General features: G+C 72.6%; 2 protein-coding genes and 1 pseudogene. All 3 read right to left on the bottom strand.

The window, feature by feature from the left end:
* Positions 1–2,729, bottom strand: a 2,729-nt coding sequence (locus H5J31_RS39470; RefSeq protein ID WP_181777760.1) for a tetratricopeptide repeat protein, incomplete at its 3' end; no start/stop codon positions are given.
* Between the two features lies 1 nt (position 2,730).
* Positions 2,731–3,786, bottom strand: a complete 1,056-nt coding sequence (locus tag H5J31_RS39465; protein ID WP_181777759.1) for a hypothetical protein — start codon at positions 3,784–3,786, stop codon at positions 2,731–2,733.
* A pseudogene (locus H5J31_RS39460) lies at positions 3,783–4,091 on the bottom strand (hypothetical protein); the annotation flags it as partial. The gene H5J31_RS39465 and the pseudogene H5J31_RS39460, both read right to left, overlap by 4 nt.

Genomic DNA, 4,091 nt, shown 5'->3' with positions numbered 1-4,091 from the left:
TCGCTCGCGCTGGCGCAACCGATCAGCGCCACCCGCGCGGGCATGGCGTCCACTTCGGACAGTGCGAGGTCGGCCGCGGTGAACGGCCGGTGCTCGCCGATCGGCGTGGCCGTGCCGGGAAGTCCGGCCGTACAGGACAGGTGCAGCGCGGTCTGTGCGCCGTACTCGTCGCGGACGCGGCTGACGTGTCCCACGAACACCAGCCGCGAACACGGCCGGGACAGGAGTTCGGCGAGCAGGCGCCGGTCGGTGTCGGTGCGGCGCACCAGGTCCAGCCCGCGTGCGGCGGGCGGGCCGACCGGGCCTTCGGCGAGTCGTGCGTCCAGATGACGGATCAGCGGCGACGTCGCGTCCTGCTTGCCCAGCACCGAGCCCAGTTCACCGAAGGCGCTCTGGCCGGGGATCTTGGGATCGAGCAGGTAGACGGGCGGGCCGTCGGCGGCGGCGGGCGGACGACGCGGGATCCCGGCCGGAGCCAGCAGGGAGACGTCGGCGACCTCGACGAGACGTTCGTCGCTGTCGAAGCAGGTGCCGATCTCGCCGAGGTCGAGCACGTGGTCGGCGCGGCGGTCGGGCAGGGCGAGCAGTCCCCACGGGACTCCGGCGAGACTCGGCGACGGCTGGATCCGCAGGAGCGGGCGGCGGCCTTCCGCGGCAGCGCCACGAAGGCGTTCGACGAGGTCGGCGGGCAGGAGGTTCAGCGCGAGGACGCGAGCCAGGCGCTGTTCGCCTTCGAGGCTGCCGAACGCGTCCTCGCTCAGCGAGCGTTTGACCGCGTCGGCGATGCTCTCACCCTCGTGCGGTGTCGGGGAAGCGGCGTCCAGGAACTGGCGGGCGGTCCCGACCAGGGCGAATTCGATCGGATGCGTATGGACGGTGTCGAGGTCCTCGGCGGTCCGCCAGGTGAGGAAAGTGTGCCCGGCGTCGGCGAAGCGCAGGAGGAAGGTCTCGCGTCCGGGCCGGGCGGCGGGCCAGGTCTCGACGGTCCCGGTCCTGAGCGGCGGCAGGCGATACCGCTCGACGGCCCGGGCGAGCCAGGAGTCCAGTTCCATGGGCGAGCCCGGCGACCAGCGCAGCGCGGGTGGCGGAGCGAGCCTGAGCGGAAGTGACGCCGTGACCGAACCCAAGGCCGCCAAGGGAAGCCGACCGTCCTCAATGGACGGCGTCAGATCGAGGGTGGGCAGCGTTCCGGTCAGGTCCAGCGACGGCCCCTCCACACCCGTATACGCGCCGACCGCGCACGTGCGCTCGATCAGTTCCGCCGCCAGCCTCGGCTCCTTCAGCTGTACCAGCAACGTCAGCGCCAGGCCCAGCGTCGGCGCCGCGACGTCGCGTGCCCAGGCCGTACGCGCCTGCGGCGACGCGAACTCGAACCGGTACTCCGCCGCCGCCAGTGTCAGCGGGAGCAGCAGATCCAGCACAGCCCTGAGGTCGTTCCCCCGCGCGAACCCGATGGAGGCCGCCACGAAATCCGTATGCAGGTGGTCCGACCAGTCGCCCGACGCCCGTGCCGATTCCCTGGCACGATCCGCGTACTCCTCCGCGGTCGTCCAGTCGCCTTCCGCGGCGGCGCAGCGGGCCAGAGCCGTGTCGACGAGGCGCAGGCCCGGGACGTCACCGTTGGCCGTCCGGATCGTCTTCGCGTGCTCGAACTGATCCCTGGCCTGCGCGACGTCGCCGGTGAACAGCAGCAACGTGCCCAGCGCGTGGCTCGCCTCCGCGACGTCGCCGGTCAGGCCCACCGCCGCGAGTTCGTCTCGGGCTGCGACGATCGCGGCGACCGCGCCGGGGAGATCCCCCGCCAGAGCGCGGGCCTCCGCGAGCCCGATGCCGGCCTTCGCTGCCAGCGGGCCGCCCGCGTGCTGAGCGCTCAGCCTCAGCAGGTCGGCCCGCGCGTCCGCGTCCTCACCGCCCGCGTGGCGGATCCGGGCACGTTCGGCCCTGGCCATGGCCTGCTGCTGGACGACCCGCTCGCGGATCTCGCCGATCTCCGCCATGGCCTCCAGCTCCGTCAGGATCTCCTCGAGCGCGGCCCGCGCACCCGCCAGGTCCCCGGCCGCGATCTGGACACGCACGTCGAAGATCCGCAGTTCCATCTCGTCGGAACCGTGGACGTCGAGCAACTCGGGCGGATACTGCTCCGGCCCCGCCTCCTTGCGGAACGCCGCCCGGTGGCGCTGCCCGGCGATCAGCTCGCGTGCCTTGGCGACGTCACCTTCCTCCGTGGCCAGGGAGATGAGCACGCGGTCGGCGACCTCGCGGGAGCCCTCGATCATCCGCACCTCGGCGTACTGTCCGAAGTGGACGATGGCGGCGGCGCTCACCTTGAAGACCTGGAGCACGGCCTCCGCGCATTGCCTCGCGTTGCGCAGGTCTCCCGCGGTGTAGCAGACCTGGGCCAGGTCGCTGACCGCAGCGACTTCGAGGTCGGTCCGGTCGAGTTTCCGCGCGATCTCCCGCATCCGGGCGTACTTCCGGTGCGCGCCGGCGACGTTGCGCACCGCGGCGAGCCGCTTGGCCTGATCCTGGACCTTGGCGGCCTCCATGAGCAGCCTGCGGTACTTGTTCTCGGAGAGCGAGCACGCGGGCACCTCGCCGTAGGAAGCAGGATCGAGACCGAAATGCCTTGCGACACAACGGCAGTTGTAGCCGTGCGAGGTCGCCGGGCTCAGCTCGGGAGGGAGCGGGCGGTCCGGCGGGGTCTGGGGCGGCGGCATGCCGACGAGCACGTCAGAACTCCTCTTCGGTGGACGCGGCCACGGCCCGCTCGGCCAGCGTCCGGTCCTCCGGCGGACGCGCCCGCACGAGCGCCACCACCTCGGCCCGGTCCTCCGCCGTGGTCCCGGCGACTCCCTCGGCGGCCACGCCCACGACGAGGCCGATACGTCCACTGTGGACGCTCGCGGCGAGCCGGGCGGCGGTCTCGTCCAGATCGGCCGTCCCGCTGAACCGCCCCGCACCGAGCGACAGGGGCACCTCCGCGAACGGCTCGCCGTCATGCATCGCGACAGCGGTGAGCAACGCGTCGGCGAAAGCACCCGCGACGTCGACTTCGAGACGGGCAGCGGCCATCGCCGTGACGATTCGCCAGGTCACCGTCCCTTCGGCGGCGTCCAGGACCCCTGGGGGAACCCGTGCCCAGTCGACGCTCGCTCGCCCCTCTGCCACCACACCTTCGCTGGACGTGGTGTGACCGGCGCCCGCGGCCAGGGCGTACGCACGCTGGCCCGGCGACGCGTTTTCCAGACGAGCGGCCGATCCCGCCGCCACCTCGGCGCGGACGACGTCGTCCTGCTCGTCGAACCAGAACGAAAGCCGCGTGCACAGAGCGCCGACCTCGCCGGCGACCGGCGGGGCGGCGGCGAACAGTGCGTCCGCCGCGATCGCCGCGTCGAACAGTTCGGCGGGATCGGCTTCGAACCCGTCGAGGAGACCTTCGGCGACGTCCTCGACCGCGGCAGTGGCGACCGCGGTTTCGAGGTCCAGCAACGCCGCGTCGAGCGACGGAATCCCGAGCGACGGACTCGCCGGCCACCAACGACGGAGCCAAAGCAGCAAGGCGAGCCGGGCCAGTTCCGGACTCGCCGGGACGTCGATGTGCCCCTCGGCGAGCGCGGTCAACGTGTCGTCCGCGCCGACGAGCCGGGTCAGCCACGGTTCGGCGGCCCCGGGGTCGGTGAGTTCGATCCGCATCGACGACACGGAACCGGCGAGCAGATCGGCGAGAACGAAGCGGACGAGGCCGCCGTCCGCCGCGACGACGGGGGTGTGCACCGGATGCGTCACGACACGGCCTCCAGATCCGGCAGGCGCGCCACGAGCGCGCGGCGGACCTTCGTCCGCAGGTCCAGCGAAGTCGAGCGGACGACACCGGTGACGAGGTCGCGCACGTCGGCGGCGTCGGCCGGGAGATCGCCGCGGACGTCGAATCCGTGCAGCCGGACCCACAGCCTGCTGAGGAACTGCTTGGCGAATTCGCGCAGATCGCGCAGGAGTTCGGCGTCGGGCCGGGGCGTGAGCGGCGTGGCACCGGCCAGGGCCCGGCGGGCGTGCAGCACGTACCCCTCCCGCGCGACCTGGGCGTTGAGCTG

The organism is Amycolatopsis pittospori, assembly GCF_013870525.1.
Classification (GTDB): Bacteria; Actinomycetota; Actinomycetes; order Mycobacteriales; family Pseudonocardiaceae; genus Amycolatopsis; species Amycolatopsis pittospori.
This window is presented reverse-complemented; position numbering and strand designations above follow the sequence as displayed.